Here is a 16,199-nt window from a genome sequence, read left to right as displayed (position 1 = left end):
GCGTGGCGGCTCGCGCCCACGATTGCGGTCCGGAGCGTTCGCTCCGGACTCCCCCGTCGTCATCTTCGTCAAGGCCTTCGGCCTTTCCTTCAGATTCCCTCGGGCGCATCGAGGTTGCGAGCCGCCACGCCGCCCGCGCCGACGGGCTGCGTGCGTCTTGGCTTGTTGCGTTGCTAGAGCTGTGGTCGGCGGAGAGTCTTGGGCTGCCCGTATTAATCGGCCGCGCGGGCGGCCGATTAATACATACGTCATTATTTGAAGTGTGATTGTGATCGCTGGCGCGCATGCCTCGATTGGATTTCTTCTGGCGTCGCCGTCAGGGGGGAGGGGCGGTGATGGGTGGCGCGCGGCGGGCAGCCGTTTGCGCATGAAGACCCGTACGCGCGCCACCCATCCGGCTTTGGAGTTCAAGTGGCGATTGACTTGTCAACGGGCTTTGATGGGCCGTCATGAAAAAGTGCCCGTGATATCCACGATCACTCCCCACCAGCGCGCAGCGCCATCGGGAATCGCAAGACACCGCGTAAGCCCCCAGAGGCCGCCCGCGCGGCCGGCCGGGGGCGGGCCCCGCAAGATCCATCGCCAAACCCCACCGGCGGCGAGAACCCTAAGCACACCGTTCGTCCTCGGGGCCAGGAAGTTTCAACCAGCAGAGCCAGTCGCGGCGGCGGGGCCAGAGGCGCGGGGCGTCGATAAGCCCGAGGGAATCTGAAGGAACCGCCGAAGGCGGTGACGAAGATGACGAAGGGGAAGTCCGGAGCGAAGGCTCCGGACCGCAATCGTTGCCCCGCGCCTCTGGCCCCGCCGCCGCGACTGGCGTCTCAAGAACCTGAACCTTCAGAAACAGAAACAGAACCTGCTACTGCGCCTTCTCCCCCGGCAACCCATCACTAACCTCCGCCAACGCCCTCTTCATATCCTCATACTCCATCACCCTCTCCCCCTGAAACCCGCCCAACACCCCCCGGCACCCGTCCACCCCCGATCGCTTCATCTCTTCCATCATCGCCGTTCCCTGCGCCTGTCCTTTCTGGAACAGCCCGTCATACCCGCCCGAAGGAAAGCCATATTCCTGCGCATACTGCAGCAGGTTCTTGCGGGCCGTGGCCTGGTGCTGGGCCAGATCGGGTTCGGAAGCCCCGCAGGCGCGGGCGGCGCCGTTGGAGGCGCCGGCTGCGATGACGAAGGAGTCGTATTGGGCCTGTTCGGCGGCATCGGGAGCCGCCCAGGCCGTGGCGGCCGAGGTCAGCGCCAGGGCCAGGCCGGTCAAGATCTTGCGCATCGATGAATCTCCGCTAGATGCCCGCCAGCCGGCAGCGCGGCGTGCGCGGGCGGTGATTGCAACCACAACATTATGGCAATCAGCCGTTTCGCGCCCGTGTAGCCTTGGTGTGGAGTCGTTTCAGACTGTGCATCTTTCTTTCCCTGACGCTGGCTGGCCAGCAAGGCGGCCGCGCAGGAACTATGATGGAGCCTGTGGGGCGCTCCTGCCCCAATGCATTGCCCCTATTCCTCCTGGAGATCTACATGACGATCAAAGTCGGCGATCGCGTGCCGGACGGCACCCTGACCGAATTCATCGAAACCGAAACCGCCGGCTGCTCGCTGGGCCCCAACGCGTTCCAGGTCGCCGACCTGACCCGCGGCAAGACCATTGCGCTGTTCGCCCTGCCGGGCGCCTTCACGCCCACCTGCTCGGCCAAGCATCTGCCGGGCTATGTGGAACAGGCTGCGGCCCTGAAGGCCAAGGGCGTCGATGAAATCTGGTGCGTGTCGGTCAACGACGCGTTCGTCATGGGCGCCTGGGGCCGCGAGCAGAAGACCGAAGGCAAGGTCCGCATGCTGGCCGACGGTTCCGCCCTGTGGACCAAGGAACTGGGCCTGGAGCTGGACCTGATCCAGCGCGGCATGGGCGTGCGCTCGCAGCGCTACTCGGCCCTGATCGTCGACGGTGTGGTCAAGCAGCTGAACGTCGAAGGCCCCGGCAAGTTCGAAGTCAGCGACGCCGCCACGATGCTGTCGCAAGTCTGATCCCACGCAGTTCCTGTTTTACCGCTTAGCGCAGCGGGCCGCTTTCGCGGCCTGTTGCGCTGCCGCCAGCAGCGGTTGCCGACGCCATGCTCGCCACCATTTCCTCCTTTTCGTCGCTTTACTTCGCGACCTTGCTGATGCTCATCGGCACGGGTCTGTTCAACACCTATATGGGGCTCAGGCTGACAGCGCAGTCTGTCAGCGAGGTGTGGATCGGCGCCCTGATCGCCGGCTACTACCTGGGCCTGGTGTGCGGCGCCCGCCTGGGGCACAAACTCATCATCCGCGTGGGCCACATCCGGGCGTTCGTCGCCTGTGCGGCGGTGGCCACCAGCATGATCCTGGCCCAGACGCTGGTCGAATCCATGCCGCTGTGGCTGGTGTTCCGCGTCATTTCGGGCATCGTGATGGTGACCGAATTCATGGTCATCGAAAGCTGGCTCAACGAGCAGACCGAAAATCACCAGCGCGGGCGCGTCTTCTCCGTCTACATGGTCGTGTCCGGCCTGGGCACCGTGCTGGGCCAACTGGCCCTGACGGCCTATGCCACGCTGGACCTGCGGCCGCTGACGCTGGTGGCCATGTGCCTGGTGCTGTGCCTGGTGCCTATCGCCGTCACCGCGCGCTCGCACCCGCCCACGCCGCTGCCGGCGCCGCTGGACATACGCTTCTTCATGCGGCGCGTGCCGCTGTCGATGACGGTGTTGTTCGTGGCCGGCAACCTTTCCGGCGCGTTCTATGGCCTGGCGGCCGTCTATGGCGCCAAGCATGGCCTGTCCACCTCGCAGGCGGCGATTTTCGTGGCCGCCGCAGTGACCGCCGGCCTGCTGTCGCAATGGCCCATGGGCTGGCTTTCCGACCGCATCAACCGCGCCGGTCTGATCCGCTTCAATGCGCTGCTGCTGGTGCTGCTGCCGGTGGTCATGTGGGGCTGGATCGTGCTGCCGTACTGGGCGCTGGTGGCCATGTCCTGTGTCTTCGGCGTGCTGCAGTTCACGCTGTACCCGCTGGGCGCGGCGTTCGCCAACGATCACGTGGAATCCGAGCGCCGGGTCAGCCTGTCGGCCGTGCTGCTCATGACCTACGGGGTCGGTGCATGCGTAGGGCCGATGATTGCCGGGGTGCTGATGTCCCTGGCCGGCCCCAGCATGTACTACGTGTTCATCTCCGCCTGCGCCCTGATCCTGGTCTGGCATGTGCGTCCCACGCGCGTCACCGGCGCGCATCAGGTGGAAGAAGCGCCCACGCATTTCGTGCCCATGCCGGACACGCTGCAGAGCTCGCCCGCCGCGGCGGTGCTGGATCCGCGCGTGGATCCTGCAACCGACATCGCCATGGAAATGGTGCAGCCCGAAGTGGCGCCCGTGGCAGCCACTGAGCCGCCCGCTGCGGAACCGCCTGGCGATGCCGCGGCGGATGTGGCGGACGACGCGGCTGAAGACGGCCGCCAGAGGCGCACCGGCACCTGAGGCCGGGGTCGCGTCCTTACCAGGGCGCCATCAGCACGATGGCAGCCAGCGCCAGCGCGATGCCCAGCAGGTTCAGCCGGGTCAGCGGTTCGCGGAAGGCCAGTGCGCCGACCAGCGTGCCCAGGGTGATCACGCCCATGTTCATGGACGCGAACACCAGCGCGGGGTGCTCGGGCAGCGACTGGTGCGCGCGGATGTAGGTCAGGATGTTGCCGAAGTTCGCCAGTCCCAGCGCCGCACCCGCGGCCAGGTGCCGAAGCTGGCAGCGCACCCGGCGCCACAGCAGGTAGCAGAGCATCAGCACGCCGGCGACGAGGAAGGCCAGTAGCAGCCCGCCCGCGAAAGCGGTGCCCGCGCGCGCCATCTGCTTGAACAGGATGTCGATGACGCCATACCCCACCCAGACCACCAGCGGCCACAGCCACATGGCGCGGCTGCTTGCGGCCGTGTCCTCGCCCGGCGTCTGCGCGCGGGGGGCGCGGCGCAGCAGGCAGTACAAGGCGCTGGCGGCCAGCAGGGTCGCGGCCAGCTTGCGGCCGCTTACCGGTTCGCCGAACAGCAGGAAGGCCGCCAGCAGCGGGATGAACAGGGACAGGCGCTGCGCCGCGTCGCTGCGCACGATGCCGGCATGACGTACGGCCGCCGCCATCGCCAGGAACACGCTGGGCAGCAATACGCCCAGCGCGGCCAGCACCAGCCACGGCGTCTGTGGGGTCAGCAGCGCCGCCGGGTCCGGGCGCAGCACGGCCCAGCAGAGCAGGGCGGCCACCGCATAGTTCATGGCGATGGCCTGGCGCACGTCGACTTGATAGCGCCGCGCCAGCTTCAGCAGCACGGCCACGGTGACGCTGCAGGCGACGCTGGCCAGCAGGTAGAGGAGGCCGGGAGTCAACGGCATGCCGTGGCGTCGTGGTGCGTGTGCTGGGCGGCGTCGATGCGCATGCCCAGGCGCTGCAGCAGGCGCTGGTCGGCTTCCATCTGCGGATTGGCCGTGGTCAGCAGGGCGTCGCCGTAGAACATGGAGTTGGCGCCCGCCATGAAGCACAGGGCCTGCAACGCGTCATCCATGGCTTCGCGGCCGGCGGACAGGCGCACGGCCGCGCGCGGCATGGCGATGCGGGCCACGGCAATGGTGCGCACGAACTCGAACGGGTCCAGGGCTTCGACGCCGGCCAGCGGCGTACCTTCCACCTGCACCAGGTTGTTGATCGGCACGGACTCGGGATAGGGCTCCATGTTGGCCAACTGGGCGATCAGGCCGGCGCGCTCGCGGCGCGATTCGCCCATGCCGACGATGCCGCCGCAGCACACGTTGATGCCGGCGTCGCGCACCCGGTCCAGCGTGTCCAGCCGGTCCTGGTAGGTGCGGGTGGAGATGATCTTGCCGTAGAACTCGGGCGAGGTGTCGAGGTTGTGGTTGTAGTAATCCAGGCCCGCGCTCTTGAGCTGTTCGGCCTGGCCCTCGCGCAGCATGCCCAGCGTCACGCAGGTCTCCAGGCCCAGGGCCTTCACCGCGCTGACCATCTCGGCCACCGCCTCCAGGTGGTGCGGCTTGGGGCTGCGCCAGGCGGCGCCCATGCAGAAGCGCTGTGCGCCGCCTTCCTGGGCCTTGCGGGCCGCTGCCACCACGTCCGCCAGGGGCATCAGCTTGTCGGCGTCCAGGCCGGTGTCGTAGTGCGAGGACTGCGGGCAGTAGGCGCAGTCCTCGGGACAGCCGCCGGTCTTGATCGACAGCAGGCTGGACAGCTGGATGGCGTTGGGATCGAAATGAGCGCGGTGCGTCTGCTGCGCCCGGAACACCAGATCCATGAACGGCAACTCGTAGAGCGCCATGATGTCGGCGGCGCTCCAGGCGGGGGCGGCGGTCGGTTTGGCGACGGTCGGGACGGGAATGTAGGCGGTCTGCACGGATGGGCTCCTTTCGGTCTTGCGGGGATCGCGCCGCTTGTCGGGCAAGGGCAGGATCGGCGGATCGTAAGAAGCTGCGCAGGGTTTGCGCAATGCAGGCTGCGTGGCCGAAATTAACGGCCTGTTGCTGTGATTTTTGTGGGAAATGGAAGATTTTGAGGGGCGTCGACTTCTAAGTGGCGCACATCTTCGGGGACGCCGGGCAGTCGTTTATTTTGAATCAAATTGTAAATAGTCGGGGGGTGTCAGCCCTTGGCGCGCTTGTTTCGCGTCTGCGCCTGTTCATGCCCGGTGATGCCGCGGTCGCGCGCCCACACAATGGCCGCGCTGCGGCGGTGCACGCCGATCTTGCTGTAGATCGTGGCCACGTGGTTGCGCACCGTGTTGCGCGACAGCTTCAACTGCCGGGCAATGCCCTCGTCGTCATGGCCTTGACACATCAGGCCCAGCACCTCGCGTTCGCGGGAAGTGAGCTGCGCCAGTTCTGCCACGTCGCGGGTGGCGGGCGCCGGCTCACGCAGTTGCGCCAGCTTTTCGATGACGCTGCGGCTGAACCAGGAAGTGTCCTGCATGACGGCCTCGATCGCCGTCAGCAGTTCCGCCTCGGAGCGCTTGCGTTCCGTGATGTCCTGGACCGCCAGCAGTACGCGCGGCTGCCCGCCGATAGTCACGGGTTCGGCCGACAGCAGGCAATCCAGCCGGCTGCCGTCCCGGGCAGCCAATGCCACCTCGCGGTTGCGGGCGCTTTCACCGCGCTTGAGGCTGGCCTCCAGATCTTCGGCGAGCTGGAGCCCCAATCCGGTCAGCGTCTGGCCTATGCCGTCCTGCGCAGAGGCGCCGGCGGCCGTGGCAAAAGCGTCGTTCAGGTCCAGCGCCAGCAGGGTCTCGCCCTCGCAGACGGCCATGGGCACGGGCGCGAGGCGGAATGTCTTGGAGAAGCGTTCCTCGCTTTCGCGCAGGGCCAGTTCGGTGCGCTTGCGGGCCTCGAGGTCGATGAAGGTGAACAGCATGCATGGCTCGCCCTGCATGTCGATGGGTTGGCCCGCGACGATGACGAACTTCACGCTGCCGTCCGCCAGTTTCAACACGCCCTCGCGCTGCGCAATGGTCTGCCCCTCGTTGAGGCTGGCGATCGCGTTGTCCTTGTCGTCGCCGCCGTCCAGCACGTCCAGCTCATAGGCCGACCTGCCCACGATGGCGTCGCGTGCATAGCCGGTCATCTCCAGGAAGCCCTGGTTCACCTTCACATAGCGCAGGTCGGACAGGCGGCAGATGAGGGCGGGCGCGGGATTGGCGCCGAAGGCGCGCTCGAAGCGTACTTCGGCATTGATCTGCTCAGTCTGGTCATGCAGGATCAGGACGCGGTAGTCGGTCCCGTCGCTGCCGTCCAGGTTCAGGCCGCTGGCGCGTATGTTGCGCAGGAACGCGTCATCGTCCTTGCGTTCCAGGTCCAGCAGCAGTTCGTCGAACGGCTCGGCCGCGGCCAGCAGGTCCAGCGGATATTGGCGCGCTGGCACGCGGTGATGATTGCGGTAGCTGAGGCTGTAGCGCTTGCGGTAGCCGGCTGGCGTGCCGCCCAGTTCATCCAGGTTATCGGTGCCATGCAGCTTGAGCGCGCTGGCATTGGCCCAGGCGATGGCGCCGTCCGCTTCGAGCAGGATGATGCCTTCGTTCAGGCCTGCGATGATGCGTTGCAGATGCTGGCGGTGCGGATGGGGAGCGGCGGCGTTCGCGGTCACGTAGTCCTCTTCTTTTCGCAGGGCACGACGCAAAGAGAATGAAGGCGCACTGAAAGGCTGTCCAGATGGCGAAATGGACGAGTCTGAGCGTAGGGGGCAATGGCGGGGAAGATGGCTGCCGCTAGATGATGCGGGCCGGAATGCAAAAAAGCTCCGGAAACCGGAGCTTTCTATGGCTGGCAAGGCCGAGGCGCTTGCGAACTGCGTGATGTGCTTGGCGGAGCGGACGGGGCTCGAACCCGCGACCCCCGGCGTGACAGGCCGGTATTCTAACCAACTGAACTACCGCTCCGCAGCGGTTTACTCTGACTTCTTCAATGCACTGCGGTGTCAAGGCAGTTTGGTACTACATGCCAGAAAGACTGGCGTCCCCTAGGGGATTCGAACCCCTGTACTCACCGTGAAAGGGTGATGTCCTAGGCCTCTAGACGAAGGGGACCTGAACAAAACAGAACTACTTTACTACCGTACTGCTTACTGGTGGAGGTAAGCGGGATCGAACCGCTGACCTCTTGCATGCCATGCAAGCGCTCTCCCAGCTGAGCTATACCCCCCAGGATCCTCGATGCCCCAAACTACAGACAACAAGGTCTCACACTATATAAAGCAAAAAAGCCCCGAAAAACGGAGCTCTTGAAAGACTCTGAGCGAGAGCTTTGGCGGAGCGGACGGGGCTCGAACCCGCGACCCCCGGCGTGACAGGCCGGTATTCTAACCAACTGAACTACCGCTCCGCAGCGGCGTACTCAACTACATTGTCACTTCAACTGCATCACTACATACTGCTGCCAGAAGAACTGGCGTCCCCTAGGGGATTCGAACCCCTGTACTCACCGTGAAAGGGTGATGTCCTAGGCCTCTAGACGAAGGGGACTTGGACTTGCAAACTGGTACTGCATCCTTCGCCGTTGACTGGTGGAGGTAAGCGGGATCGAACCGCTGACCTCTTGCATGCCATGCAAGCGCTCTCCCAGCTGAGCTATACCCCCGTCTTTCTAATCAGCCCGTTCAACGTTTTACGAAACCGAACACACGTTTTACCGAGTGCTTTTTCGTAGTTCGTTGCCGGTTTTGTTTAGTGCCGTTGGCGAAGAAACGAGATTATGCACGAACTAAATTGGGTGTGCAAGTCGCGATGAGACAAAAAGCTAAAAAGTCGTGAAAAAAAGGGGGCTGGAAGGCATTTTTGGGCCGATTTTGCGCTTTTATTGCTCAGCTTGAGCTAGCGTTATTGATGCAGAAATCAAGTAAATCAAAGACTTGTGAGAATGCTATCGTGAGCGGAAATTTTTTTCGTCGATCCGGCATTTTTTGCACCGGACCTGCACACACGGACATCGCCATGAGCAGCAAGACTTCGTTTCCCACACGCCCGCTGGGCCAGAGCGGCATGGACATCACCCGCATCGGGCTGGGCGCCTGGGCCATCGGCGGCAGCGGTTGGGCGGTGGGGTGGGGGCCGCAGGACGACGCCGATTCGGTGGCGGCGATCCGCCGGGCCGTCGAGCGCGGCATCAACTGGATCGATACCGCGGCGGTGTACGGCCTGGGGCATTCCGAGGAGATCGTGCGCCGCGCGCTGGCGCAGATGGCGCCTGACGCCCGGCCTTACGTGTTCACAAAGTGCGGCCTGACCTGGTCTGCGGAACAGCCGCAGGCGATGCCGCGGCGCACCGGCGCGCCGGCCAGCATCCGGCGCGAAGTCGAAGATTCGTTGCGCAGGCTGGGCGTCGAACGCATCGATCTCTACCAGATGCACTGGCCGGCGGGCGATGGCACGCCGCTGGAGCTGTACTGGCAGGAACTGCTGGATCTGAAGCGGGAGGGCAAGGTCAGGGCGGTGGGCCTGTCCAACCACAATCTTGCCCAGCTGCAGCAGGCAGAAGCGCTGGGGCATGTGGATACGCTGCAGCCGCCGTTTTCGGCCATTCAGCGCGCCGCGGGCGCGGAGCTGATTCCGTGGTGCGAACGTAACGGCACGGGCGTGATCGTCTACAGCCCGATGCAGTCCGGCCTGCTGACCGGCGCCTTCAGCGTGGAGCGCGCCCGTGCTCTGCCGGCGGATGATTGGCGCGCGCGCAACGCGGAGTTCGCCTCGCCCGGCATCGAGCGCAACCTGGCGCTGGCCGATGCGTTCAAGCCCATCGCCGAACGCCACGGCGCCACGGTGGCGGCCGTGGCGGCGGCCTGGACGCTGGCCTGGCCGGGCGTCACGGGCGCGATCGTGGGCGCCCGCAGCGCGGCTCAGGTGAATGGACTGCTGGGCGCAGCGTCGCTGGAACTGGATGGCGATGACATGGACGCCATCGCGGACGCGATCGAGCGTACCGGCGCCGGAAGCGGGCCGCTGCGCCCGCCCGGGGAGAGCGGCGCGCTGCCGGCGAATCTGTTCGCTTGAGGGCGCCTCAGGCGCGACGCGTCTTGCGGCCGCTGCCGAACGCGGCGATCAGCGCCAGGCCGATCAGGGCCAGCGCCGTCTTGTCGCCAAAGCGCGCGTATGGCGTCAGCCCCGTCATGCCTTGCACGGCCACCGGCAGCACACCGGCCTGCAGCGGCGCAAGCTGGGCCGCGACGCGGCCTTTGGCGTCAATGGCGGCGGTGATGCCGGTGTTGGTGGAGGTCAGCATGGGCCGCGCCGTTTCCATGGTGCGCACGCGGCCGATCTGCAGATGCTGGCGCAAGGCCCAGGAGTCGCCGAACCAGCCCAGGTTGCTCACGTTCACCAGTATCGTCGCGCCCGGTTCGCCGTTGGGGCCGGGTTGCAGCGCGGGCAACAGGTCGGGGCCGAACAGGTCTTCGTAGCAGATGTTGAACGCGATGTGCTGGCCGCCGACCGCGAAGGGCGTCTGGCGTACCGCGCCGCGATCGAAGTCGCCCAGCGGAATGTTCAGCATGTCGACGAACCAGTGGAATCCGGGCGGCACGTATTCGCCCCAGGGCACCAGGTGGCGCTTGTCGTAGCGCATGGCGGTGGTGCCGGCCACGAGCTGTTCGACCGGGGTATTGCCGTCAAAGCCCATGACGCTGTTGGTGTAGCGCTCGCGGCCATTGACGCGGTCGTGCAGCGGCACGCCCATGGCGATGGTGGTATTGCGCTGGGCGGCCAGGTCGCGCCAGACCGCCCAGACGCGCGGATCCAGCTGGTCCTGGAAGATGGGCAGCACGGTTTCCGGCAAGATGATCAACTGCGGCGCGGGCACGCCGGGAGCCGGCGGCATGGCTGCCAGGTCCAGGTGGCGCACCAGGCTCTGGTCGAGCAGGGCAGGGTCGAACTTCTGCGACTGCTCGATGTTGCCCTGGACCAGGCGCACGTTCAGCGGATCGCCGGACGGCGTGGACCAGTCGATGCGGGACAGCGGCCAGCCAGCGGCGGCCAGGGCCAGCGCGATACCGGCGGCCAGGGCGTGGCGCGAGCCAGTCCCGCTTTTGCGCGAGGGCTGCCAGAGGCTGGCGAGGGCAGCGGCGACGAAGGCGGCCAGGAAGGCCATGCCGTGCACGCCAAGCAGCGGCGCCCAGCCTGCGATGGGGCTATCGACTTGCGCGTAACCGATATTGAGCCAGGGAAAGCCCGTCAGCAGCACGGCGCGCAGCCATTCGAAGGCCGCCCACATCGCAGCCCAGGCCAGCGTGCCCGACAGTATGCGGGAGGGCGGAGAGCCCGGCTCCAGCGGCGCGTAGCGGCGCGCCAGCGCGCTGGCCGTGGCCGGGAACAGCGCCAGGAAGGCCGACAGCGCCAGCACCGCGGCCACGGCCAGCGGCGCGGCCAGATCGCCGTAGCGGTGCAGGCTGATGAAAATCCAGTAGAGGCCCAGCGAGTAGCTGGCGAAGCTGAACAGCCAGCCGCGCAGCCAGGCCTGTTTGGCCGAGGGCGCATACAGGGTCACGCGCGCAACGATGGCCAGCATCAGGACCTGTGTGGCCGCCAAGGCCCAATCCGGCAGGGGACCGGGCGAAAAAGTCAGGGCGTGCACGGCGCCCGCCAGCACCAGGCCGGCGGCGCCGCGCAGTTTATGGCTGCGCGGGGACTGGGTCATGCGTCTTCGGAGGAGCGGGGGGCTTGGGGTGCGGCGTTGCGCTTGACGCGCAGCCAGATGGCGCGGCGCGCGTCGCCGCGGGCCACTTCCAGGCGCAGGCCGTCGAATTCGGCGATGTCGCCGCGGCGCGGGATGCGGCCCAGCTGTCCGCCCATCCAGCCGCCGACGCTGTCGTACTCGTCGTCGGGCAACTGGCAGCCGAATACGTCGTTGAAGTGCGAGATGTCGGTGGCCGCCAGGACGCGCCACTGGTTTTCGCCTTCGGGGAAGATCGAGTCTTCCTCGGTTTCGTCGAATTCGTCTTCGATATCGCCGACGATCTGTTCCAGCACGTCTTCCATCGTCACCAGGCCGGAAATGCCGCCATGCTCATCGATGACGATGGCCTGGTGGTTGCGGCTGGCGCGGAACTCGTGCAGCAGCACGTTCAGGCGCTTGGATTCGGGGATGAAGACGGCGGGCCGCACCAGCGTGCGCACCTCGATGCCGGGTTCCAGCATGCAGCGCAGCAGATCCTTGGCCAGCAGGATGCCGATGATGTTGTCGCGATCGCCTTCGTAGACGGGGAAGCGCGAGTGGGCGGTCTCGATGACCGAGGCGACCAGGTAGGGAATGGGCTGCGTGACGTCCAGCAGATCCATGCGCGAACGCGGGACCATGATGTCGCCCACGGTGCCTTCGGACACGGCGAGCGCGCCCTTGATCATCTTGTAGGATTCCGCGTCGAGCAGTTGGCGTTCGTGCGCGGCTTCCAGAACGGCCTTGATGCCTTCGCGGTCCTCAGGCTCGCGGCGCACGAGGGAAAGCAGGCGGTCTAGAAGGGATTTGGCGGCAGGTTTGGAGGAGCGAGCAGGCGTCGCTTCGGGAGCAGGATAAGGGTCAGACATCGTCCGGGAGGACAAGTTATGGAGGGCCCAGCATAACCGATACTGGCCTGCAATTTGTAACGGCGGCCCTCAAAATGAGGGGAACCGCCGCCATCTGCGCCTTGCTGGACGCCATTTTTCGGCAATTTTTGCCGCCGGGCCGCCCCAAGGCAAAAATCGCCCCCTCGGGGGGCAGCAAGCGCCTAAGGCGCGCAGCGTGGGGGCCAATTTTTCTCAGGGTTGACCCGAGTCCGCGAGTCAGGCTGCCATGTAAGGATCGGCGATGCGCATGGCGGCCAGCGTGGCGGTCTCCAGGGCCTCCATGCGCTTGGCGTCGCGGGCCTTGATGTGGTCGTAGCCCAGCGCGTGCAGCACGCCGTGGATGGTGAGATGGGCGGCGTGGTCCAGGAGCGCCTTGCGCTGTTCGCGGGCCTCGCGCACCAGCACCGGCACGCACATGACGATGTCGCCGCGCGCAACGCCCAGCGGATCCACGCCGTATTCGAAGGTCAGCACATTGGTGGCATAGTCGCGGCCGCGGAAGTCGCGGTTCAGGCGCCGGCCTTCGGCCGCGCCAACCAGCCGCAAGCTCAGCTCCGCCGCGGAAAACGCGACCAGGCCGTCGTCGGCCGCGCCCGCCAGCGCGCGTTCGGCCCAGCGGCGCAGGCGCCAGCGGGGCAGGCGGGCTTCCTCGACGCCGTATTGCACGGACAGGGACAGTTCAGGTTTCATCTTCGGCGGCGCGGTCGTAGGCGTCGACGATGCGGGCGACCAGGGGATGGCGCACGACGTCTCGGCTGGTGAATCGGGTGGTGGCGATGCCCTGCACGTCGTGCAGCACCTTCACCGCATGCGCCAGGCCGCTGTCCTGGCCACGCGGCAAGTCCACCTGCGACGGGTCGCCGGTAATGACCGCCTTGCTGCCGAAGCCGATCCGCGTCAGGAACATCTTCATCTGTTCCGGCGTGGTGTTCTGCGCTTCGTCCAGGATGACGAAGGCGTGGTTGAGCGTGCGGCCGCGCATGTAGGCCAGCGGCGCGATTTCGATGGTCTGCTTTTCGAACAGGCGCTGCACCTTTTCGAAGCCCATCAGGTCGTACAGCGCGTCGTACAGCGGGCGCAGGTACGGGTCCACCTTCTGCGCCAGGTCGCCCGGCAGAAAGCCCAGGCGTTCGCCGGCTTCGACCGCGGGGCGTGTCAGCACCAGGCGTTGCACGGTGTCGCGCTCCATTGCGTCGATGGCGCAGGCCACGGCCAGCCAGGTCTTGCCGGTGCCGGCGGGACCGACGCCGAAGGTGATGTCGTGCTTGAGGATGTTGTTCAGGTAGTCGCGCTGGCGCGGCGTGCGCGGACGCAGGTCGCTGCGCTTGGTGCGCAGGGCGATGCTGTCGCTTTCGTCGTCCAGGGCGGGCAGCGGGTCGGCCTCGCGGGCCTGCTCTTCCTTCAGTTCCTGTTCCTGCCGCCCGACGCCGATCTCGACCAGCCCGAGCTGGATGTCGTCGACCGACAGGGCGCGGTGCACGGCCTGTTCGTGGAAGCGGCGCAGTATCCGGCCGGCGAGTTCCGCGAGTTCGCCTTCGATGGTGACTCGGCTGCCGCGGCGCGAGAGCTTGACGTTCATGCCGTCGGCCAGCTGCCGCAGGTTTTCGTCCAGCGGGCCGCAGAGATTGGCCAGATGGGTGTTGTCGCCGTCCAGGGTGACGACGATGGGCATGCTGCGGCGGGCGCGGGAGCGGGGAGTGGTCATTCGGCCTCTTGGGGAGTGCGGTCCACGTCGGCGACCCGGGCGCGCAGCGAATTGGTGTGCGCTTCGGTGATGATGACGTCGACCATTTGTCCGATGAGCCGCGCGGGCGCGGCGAAGTTCACGATGCGGTTGTTCTCGGTGCGGCCCATCAGTTCGTTCGGGTCGCGGCGCGAGGGGCCTTCGACCAGCAGGCGCTGGCGCGTGCCGACCATGTTGCGGGCGATCGTGGCCGCCTGCTCGTTGATCAGCGCCTGCAGGCGCTGCAGGCGGCGCAGCTTCACGTCTTGCGGCGTGTCGTCGTGCAGGTCGGCGGCGGGCGTGCCCGGGCGGCGCGAATACACGAACGAGAACGAGGTGTCGAAGCCGACGTCCTCGATCAGCTTCATGGTCTTTTCGAAGTCTTCCTCGGTTTCGCCGGGAAAGCCCACGATGAAGTCCGAGGACAGCGTCAGGTCGGGGCGGGCGGCGCGCAGGCGGCGCACCACCGACTTGAATTCCAGGGTGGTGTAGCCGCGCTTCATGGCCGCCAGCACGCGGTCGCTGCCGGCCTGCACCGGCAGGTGCAGGAAGGACACCAGCTTGGGCAGGCGGGCGTAGGCGTCCACCATGCGCTGGGTCATTTCCTTGGGGTGCGAGGTGGTGTAGCGGATGCGCTCGATGCCCGGGATTTCGTGCACGTATTCCAGCAGCATGGCGAAGTCGGCGATCTCGTCGCTGTCGGTCATGCGGCCGCGGTAGGCGTTGACGTTCTGGCCCAGCAGCGTCACTTCCTTCACGCCCTGGTCGGCCAGGTCGGCGACCTCCACCAGCACGTCCTCGAAGGGGCGCGAGACTTCCTCGCCGCGCGTGTAGGGCACGACACAGAAGCTGCAGTATTTGCTACAGCCTTCCATGATGGACACGAACGCCGTGGCGCCGTCCACGCGGGGCGGCGGCATGTTGTCGAACTTTTCGATCTCGGGGAAGCTGATGTCCACCTGCGAGCGGCCTTCGTCGCGGCGGCGCTTGATCAGGTCCGGCAGGCGATGCAGCGTCTGCGGACCGAACACCACGTCCACGTAGGGCGCGCGCTTGACGATGGCTTCGCCTTCCTGGCTGGCCACGCAGCCGCCCACGCCGATCACCAGGTTGGGATTGGTCTTCTTCAGGTGCTGCACGCGGCCCAGGTCCGAGAAGACCTTTTCCTGCGCCTTCTCGCGCACCGAACAGGTGTTGAACAGGATGACGTCGGCGTCTTCCGGGTTGTCGGTGAGTTCCAGGCCCTGGTCGCCGCGCAGCACGTCGGCCATCTTGTCCGAGTCGTACTCGTTCATCTGGCAGCCGAAGGTGCGGATGTACAGCTTGCGGGGGGAGCCGGCGTCCGCGGCGGGGAGGGCGGCGCTGGCGCCGTCGGGCGCGGCGTCGGCGCGCTTGAGGGTGGTTTCTTGCATGATGGTCGCCGTGACGGGTGTAGATCCCGGGGGCAGAGAATGGTAGGAAACCCGGGATTTTAACCCTTGCCCGCATTTGCTTCTTGGTCTGGCGCGCGCAGGCCGTTACGATAGCGTGCTGGGCTGATTTTGCAGCCCAGGAACGTTTCTCATTTCCCGATAGCGGTATCGATGAACAGTAATCCCCTGACGCCTTCGGCGGCCGCTCCCGTATCCGACGCCTCAGCCGGCCCCGCGCCGGACCAGTTCCGCAACCCCTTTTCCGCGCTGACCTGGGTGCTGCTGGGCTGCGCCCTGGCGCTGGCCGCCAGCGCGTGCGCGTTGTGGGTGGACCTGCCGCTGGCGGTGTGGATCAAGCAGTCGGTATCTGAAGGCGTGAACGAATCCTTCGAATGGATCGGTGAACTCGGCGAAAGCGGCCCTTATATTGGTGTGGCGCTGGCCTTCTACGTGATCGGGTTGGTCGGCCTGGCGCGCGGCTGGCGCAATCCGGTACGCATGAGCTACGCCAGCATGGCGCGCGGCAGCCTGCTGATGCTGTCGACCCTGGCGGTAGGCGGACTGGTGGTGCTGGTGCTCAAGCGTTCGGTGGCGCGGGCGCGTCCCGAGCTGTTCTTCGAAAAAGGCATCTACGGGGTGGGCGAGTCGTTCTCGCGCGCCCAGCTGTACAACTCCTTCCCCTCCAGCCACACCTATGCGGCATTCGCCGTGGCTGTGGTGCTGGGCATCCTGGCGCCGCGCTGGCGCTGGGTCTTCCTGCTGCTGGCGGCGCTGGTGGCGATGAGCCGGCTGGTCAACCTGGACCACTATCTGTCGGACGTGATGACGGCCGCGGGCATCGCGGTGCTGGTCGGGCACGTATTGGCGCCCCGCGTGCTGGGCGCCAGCTACCAATGGCCCCTGCGCGCGCCCTGGCGCTGGTGGAAGAAGTAAGGTCCGCTGCTGCTGGCGTTGGGTTGTGCTTCGTAGGTCGCC

Annotated in this window: 13 protein-coding genes and 6 tRNA genes; 4 read left to right on the top strand and 15 right to left on the bottom strand. The window is 66.4% G+C overall.

Annotated elements, in window-relative coordinates; all coding sequences use genetic code 11:
- Nucleotides 1-859 precede the first annotated feature (859 nt).
- Entirely contained in the window at nt 860-1,282 is a 423-nt protein-coding gene (locus tag IB258_RS25870) for a hypothetical protein (protein ID WP_175163597.1), read from the bottom strand.
- 245 nt (nt 1,283-1,527) lie between these two features.
- Here IB258_RS25870 and IB258_RS25865 point away from each other — a divergent pair, with 245 nt between their 5' ends.
- Together IB258_RS25865 and IB258_RS25860 are read left to right on the top strand one after the other, a co-directional pair.
- Nucleotides 1,528-2,031, top strand: coding sequence for a peroxiredoxin (locus IB258_RS25865; RefSeq protein ID WP_054451571.1), 504 nt, complete (start codon nt 1,528-1,530; stop codon nt 2,029-2,031).
- Nucleotides 2,032-2,117: 86 nt separating this feature from the next.
- On the top strand, nt 2,118-3,500 hold the full coding sequence (locus IB258_RS25860; protein WP_054451570.1) for an MFS transporter: 1,383 nt from the start codon (nt 2,118-2,120) through the stop codon (nt 3,498-3,500).
- 16 nt (nt 3,501-3,516) lie between these two features.
- Here the strand turns inward: IB258_RS25860 and IB258_RS25855 are convergent, their stop codons facing one another.
- The 9 genes from IB258_RS25855 to IB258_RS25815 form a co-directional block, all read right to left on the bottom strand.
- Nucleotides 3,517-4,392: an EamA family transporter gene (locus IB258_RS25855; protein WP_175213130.1), complete on the bottom strand. Its 876-nt coding sequence runs from the start codon at nt 4,390-4,392 to the stop codon at nt 3,517-3,519.
- Entirely contained in the window at nt 4,389-5,408 is a 1,020-nt protein-coding gene (gene bioB / locus IB258_RS25850) for a biotin synthase BioB (RefSeq protein ID WP_054452235.1), read from the bottom strand. The genes IB258_RS25855 and bioB overlap by 4 nt, the downstream gene beginning before the upstream one ends.
- Nucleotides 5,409-5,653: 245 nt before the next feature.
- Nucleotides 5,654-7,147: a PAS domain S-box protein gene (locus IB258_RS25845; RefSeq protein WP_125473620.1), complete on the bottom strand. Its 1,494-nt coding sequence runs from the start codon at nt 7,145-7,147 to the stop codon at nt 5,654-5,656.
- 215 nt (nt 7,148-7,362) lie between these two features.
- Nucleotides 7,363-7,439, bottom strand: a tRNA-Asp gene (locus IB258_RS25840).
- A 71-nt stretch (nt 7,440-7,510) separates the two neighbouring features.
- Nucleotides 7,511-7,586 (bottom strand) — tRNA-Glu (locus IB258_RS25835).
- Nucleotides 7,587-7,625: 39 nt separating this feature from the next.
- Nucleotides 7,626-7,701: transfer RNA gene (locus IB258_RS25830), tRNA-Ala, on the bottom strand.
- Between the two features lie 103 nt (nt 7,702-7,804).
- A tRNA-Asp gene (locus tag IB258_RS25825) sits at nt 7,805-7,881 on the bottom strand.
- 64 nt (nt 7,882-7,945) lie between these two features.
- A tRNA-Glu gene (locus IB258_RS25820) sits at nt 7,946-8,021 on the bottom strand.
- 39 nt (nt 8,022-8,060) lie between these two features.
- Nucleotides 8,061-8,136, bottom strand: a tRNA-Ala gene (locus IB258_RS25815).
- Between the two features lie 353 nt (nt 8,137-8,489).
- On the opposite strand from IB258_RS25815, the gene IB258_RS25810 reads away from it, so the two are divergent.
- A complete protein-coding gene (locus IB258_RS25810) occupies nt 8,490-9,545 on the top strand; it encodes an aldo/keto reductase (RefSeq protein WP_192353375.1) in 1,056 nt (351 codons plus the stop codon).
- A 7-nt stretch (nt 9,546-9,552) separates the two neighbouring features.
- On the opposite strand, the gene lnt is transcribed toward IB258_RS25810, so the two are convergent.
- The 5 genes from lnt to miaB form a co-directional block, all read right to left on the bottom strand.
- On the bottom strand, nt 9,553-11,181 hold the full coding sequence (gene lnt / locus IB258_RS25805; RefSeq protein ID WP_119451033.1) for an apolipoprotein N-acyltransferase: 1,629 nt from the start codon (nt 11,179-11,181) through the stop codon (nt 9,553-9,555).
- Nucleotides 11,178-12,068, bottom strand: coding sequence for an HlyC/CorC family transporter (locus tag IB258_RS25800; protein WP_054451565.1), 891 nt, complete (start codon nt 12,066-12,068; stop codon nt 11,178-11,180). The genes lnt and IB258_RS25800 overlap by 4 nt, the downstream gene beginning before the upstream one ends.
- Nucleotides 12,069-12,305: 237 nt before the next feature.
- Nucleotides 12,306-12,779 (bottom strand): rRNA maturation RNase YbeY, encoded by a 474-nt coding sequence (gene ybeY / locus IB258_RS25795; RefSeq protein WP_119451034.1) that lies wholly within the window; start codon nt 12,777-12,779, stop codon nt 12,306-12,308.
- Complete coding sequence (locus tag IB258_RS25790) at nt 12,769-13,794, bottom strand: PhoH family protein (protein WP_054451563.1); 1,026 nt, start codon at nt 13,792-13,794, stop codon at nt 12,769-12,771. Before IB258_RS25790 ends, ybeY begins: the two co-directional genes overlap by 11 nt.
- Nucleotides 13,791-15,224 carry a tRNA (N6-isopentenyl adenosine(37)-C2)-methylthiotransferase MiaB gene (miaB, locus tag IB258_RS25785; protein ID WP_054451562.1) on the bottom strand — a complete coding sequence of 478 codons (1,434 nt, stop codon included), beginning with the start codon at nt 15,222-15,224 and terminating at the stop codon, nt 13,791-13,793. The genes IB258_RS25790 and miaB overlap by 4 nt, the downstream gene beginning before the upstream one ends.
- Before the next feature lie 171 nt (nt 15,225-15,395).
- Here miaB and IB258_RS25780 point away from each other — a divergent pair, with 171 nt between their 5' ends.
- Nucleotides 15,396-16,157, top strand: a complete 762-nt coding sequence (locus IB258_RS25780; RefSeq protein WP_119451035.1) for a phosphatase PAP2 family protein — start codon at nt 15,396-15,398, stop codon at nt 16,155-16,157.
- Nucleotides 16,158-16,199 lie beyond the last annotated feature (42 nt).

The organism is Achromobacter sp. ACM02 (genome assembly GCF_014851605.1).
Lineage (GTDB): Bacteria > Pseudomonadota > Gammaproteobacteria > Burkholderiales > Burkholderiaceae_B > Achromobacter > Achromobacter aegrifaciens.
This window is presented reverse-complemented; position numbering and strand designations above follow the sequence as displayed.

Excerpts from the sequence above, each read along its gene's own strand:
- IB258_RS25810 (WP_192353375.1), top strand. The coding sequence starts at position 8,490 with ATGAGCAGCAAGACTTCGTTTCCCACACGCCCGCTGGGCCAGAGCGGC.
- IB258_RS25860 (WP_054451570.1), top strand. The coding sequence starts at position 2,118 with ATGCTCGCCACCATTTCCTCCTTTTCGTCGCTTTACTTCGCGACCTTG.
- lnt (WP_119451033.1), bottom strand. The coding sequence starts at position 11,181 with ATGACCCAGTCCCCGCGCAGCCATAAACTGCGCGGCGCCGCCGGCCTG.
- IB258_RS25800 (WP_054451565.1), bottom strand. The coding sequence starts at position 12,068 with ATGTCTGACCCTTATCCTGCTCCCGAAGCGACGCCTGCTCGCTCCTCC.
- IB258_RS25790 (WP_054451563.1), bottom strand. The coding sequence starts at position 13,794 with ATGACCACTCCCCGCTCCCGCGCCCGCCGCAGCATGCCCATCGTCGTC.
- ybeY (WP_119451034.1), bottom strand. The coding sequence starts at position 12,779 with ATGAAACCTGAACTGTCCCTGTCCGTGCAATACGGCGTCGAGGAAGCC.
- IB258_RS25870 (WP_175163597.1), bottom strand. The coding sequence starts at position 1,282 with ATGCGCAAGATCTTGACCGGCCTGGCCCTGGCGCTGACCTCGGCCGCC.
- IB258_RS25780 (WP_119451035.1), top strand. The coding sequence starts at position 15,396 with ATGAACAGTAATCCCCTGACGCCTTCGGCGGCCGCTCCCGTATCCGAC.
- miaB (WP_054451562.1), bottom strand. The coding sequence starts at position 15,224 with ATGCAAGAAACCACCCTCAAGCGCGCCGACGCCGCGCCCGACGGCGCC.
- IB258_RS25865 (WP_054451571.1), top strand. The coding sequence starts at position 1,528 with ATGACGATCAAAGTCGGCGATCGCGTGCCGGACGGCACCCTGACCGAA.